This window comes from Kocuria sp. NPDC057446, from assembly GCF_042802875.1.
GTDB lineage: Bacteria > Actinomycetota > Actinomycetes > Actinomycetales > Micrococcaceae > Kocuria.
On record NZ_JBHVDI010000002.1, the window covers coordinates 1 to 3,011 of the forward strand.

Annotated in this window: 3 protein-coding genes; 2 read left to right on the forward strand and 1 reads right to left on the reverse strand. The window is 58.2% G+C overall.

Annotated features, from left to right (window positions below):
* The first annotated feature begins 327 nt into the window (after positions 1 to 327).
* Positions 328 to 1,185, forward strand: a complete 858-nt coding sequence (locus ACFU0Y_RS00410; protein ID WP_380212464.1) for a DUF4062 domain-containing protein — start codon at positions 328 to 330, stop codon at positions 1,183 to 1,185.
* 495 nt (positions 1,186 to 1,680) lie between these two features.
* Positions 1,681 to 1,857: a hypothetical protein gene (locus tag ACFU0Y_RS00415; RefSeq protein WP_380212465.1), complete on the forward strand. Its 177-nt coding sequence runs from the start codon at positions 1,681 to 1,683 to the stop codon at positions 1,855 to 1,857.
* 76 nt (positions 1,858 to 1,933) lie between these two features.
* Here ACFU0Y_RS00415 and ACFU0Y_RS00420 read toward each other — a convergent pair.
* The coding region (locus ACFU0Y_RS00420; protein ID WP_380212466.1) for a hypothetical protein at positions 1,934 to 3,011 on the reverse strand (1,078 nt) is incomplete at its 5' end.

The following is a 3,011-nucleotide window of genomic DNA, read 5'->3' on the forward strand; positions in this document are numbered from 1 at the left end:
GAGCGAACTCGAACGCGGCAAACGCCCCAACGCGGAACTGACCACCGCCTACCGTGCCTGGCTCACCGCCGCTTGACACGCATAGGAGCATCAGGGTGACCTGACCGTGCATCAGTCCCTCTTCTAGCAAGACCCCCAATACGACCGGGCAGGCCATGAACGGAACGAGTCCACCGGATCACAGGACACGCTCTAGTCCTCGGCCTATCCTGGAATAGGTTTGACACCTGCGTGTATCCGCTGGTGCCCAGCTCTATCATCCGCCCCACGCGGTCGTCCCCATGACCGCACGAAGTTGCCAACGAAAGGCTGGAAGTGCCTCAACACTTGAACGGTGCTGTCATTTTGATTGCTTCTCCCGGTGATGCCGCGGAGGAACGCGCTGTGCTCAGGGATGTGCTGACGGATTGGAATATCACTGACGGCCGGAGGCAGGGAGTCGCTTTGTTGCCTTGGCTGTGGGAACGTCACGCTATAGCTCAGCTCGGTGATCGGCCACAGGCTCTCATCAACAGCCAAGCCGTAGACCAGTCGGATGCTGTCATCGCAGTCTTCAACAGCCGTTTGGGCGCGTCCACCGGAATGGACGTGTCGGGCACGGCAGAAGAAATCAATCGTGCAGCCGCGCAAGGACGACCAGTACACGTTTACTTCTCCACCGCGCCGTTTTCTCGCGATGCCGATCTGGAACAGATTACTGCCTTGCGTAAGTTTAAGGAAGAAATGCTAACTAAGGGTCTTTTGGGCGAGTACGAAAATCCGCAGGACCTTATCGGTCAGGTCCGGCGCGCTATCCAGTACGACATTGATGAGAACGGCTGGGGCGAAGCATTGCCTCAACCGTCCAAGGAGGAGGGCGCCCGCCTGACTTGGCGCCATGACCACCGCAAAGAAGCCGCAGGTGTGGACAGCAAAGGTAAGGCGAAGTACCGCACCAAAGCGAACGCTCTGGTGGTGAGGAACGAAGGCGAAACCGCCGCGGAGAACCTCATCGTGGAAGTGGAAGGAATCAATGGAACAGTAGTGAAGTTCCAAGGATCCGAGGAACCCGTCACCCTCCACCGTGACTCTGAGTTGCAGTGGAGCTGCGTCCCATTAAAATCTGGATCAGTGCAAGTGACCGCTCAATGGACCGAGAATGGATTAGCCAAGAAGGAAGTCCGGACCGTATCAGTCACCAACTGATCGCCTAAGAGGTCGCGCGGGTAGGGCGCGATTTATCGGGGATGTGATGCAGGCACGGGATGTCCGCTTCGATGTAGATTGCCTAGATCTACGTCGTCATGAGGAGTCCCGTGCCTGCGGTGCCAGCATCCTTTATCGAGCCGTTGTGGGTCCCGTTCCAGGCCCTAATCCCTGCTCGAGTCGACACCCATTTGTTAGGGTGGCACCGGCGGCGGGTACCGGACCGAGTGGTGTTCGACAACCTCGTGGCCCGGCTCGTGCCGGGCGGCTTTTACCAGGTGCACGTCGATGACTGGGTCTCGGCCACGACCCCGCGGGCCTGTCGCGACGAGTGGATAACCACAAGGGTGTTCGACTGGCTCGAACAGGCCGCGCGGAAGACCTATAACACGGTGGTGGGACTTGGACCTGGGCGACCTGGTCGTCGACGGTTGCATCGTCAAAGCTGCGCACGGCGGGGACAACACTGGCAAGTCCTAGGTCGACCGTGCGAAGTTGGGCCTGAAACGTTCGCTGCTCGTCGAGGGCGCCAGCATCCCGTTCGAGGGCGAGCTCGCCGGTGCTTATCGGCACGACTCACCGCTGCTATGCCCAACTTTGGAGCGGCTGTACAGCCTCGGGTTCGACCTGCCCGAGACCATCATGACCACACCAGCCCGTCAGGCTGTGTGACCCGACCTGACCTGCCACCACTTCGTGCATCAGTCCCCATGGTTATTGGTCGAGTTCCGACATGAGGGTGGACACATCACCGATTTCCTCCATGCTCGACACTCTGCAACTTCCTGCGCAGTTGAACGTCTTCTGGGTGTGTTTGGAGCCATTGGTGGGTTTCCGTCACCAGTTGTGTCAACGGGACCGGCGAGTCCTTACCGAGTCCTTCCACCACGCCCAGCAATTTGATGCGGACATAAAGGTCTTCTGGGTGTGTTTGGAGCCATTGGTGGGTTTCCGTCACCAGTTCAGTCAACGGGACCGGCGAGTTTTTACCGAGTTCTTCCACCACGCCCAGCAACTTGGTGCGCACTTGAACATCTTCTGGGCGTGTTTGGAGCCATTGGCAGGTTTCCGTTACTAGTTGTGTCAACGGGACCGGCGAGTTTTTACCGAGTCCTTCCACCATGCCCAGCAATTTGATGCGGACATAAAGGCCATCTGCGTGTTTTTGGAGCCATTGGTGAGCTTTCAATACCAGTTGGGTCGCCGGGACCGGCGAGTCCTCACCGAGTTCTTCCACCACGTCCAGCAGCTTGGTGAGCACATGAGCACCTTCTGGGTGTGTTTGGAGCCATTGGTGGGTTTCCGTCGCCAGTTGTGTCAACGGGACCGGCGAGTTTTTACCGAGTTCTTCCACCACGCTCAGCAGCTTGGTGCGCACATGAATGTCTTCTGGGTGTGTTTGGAGCCATTGGTGGGTTTCCGTCACCAGTTGTGTCAACGGGGCCGGCGAGTTTTTACCGAGTTCTTCCACCACGCTCAGCAGCTTGGTGCGCACTTGAGCGTCTTTTGGGTGTGTTTGGAGCCATTGGTGGGTTTCCGTCACCAGTTGTGTCAACGGGGCCGGCGAGTTTTTACCGAGTTCTTCCACCACGCCCAGCAATTTGATGCGCACATGAATGTCTTCTGGGTGTGTTTGAAGCCATTGGTGGGTTTCCGTCACCAGTTGAGTCGCCGGGACCGGCGAGTCCTTACCGAGTTCTTCCACCACGCCCAGCAGCTTGGTGCGCACATGAATGTCTTCTGGGTGTGTTTGAAGCCATTGGTGGGTTTCCGTCACCAGATGGGTCAACGGGACCGGCGAGTCCTTACCGAGTCCTTCCACCACG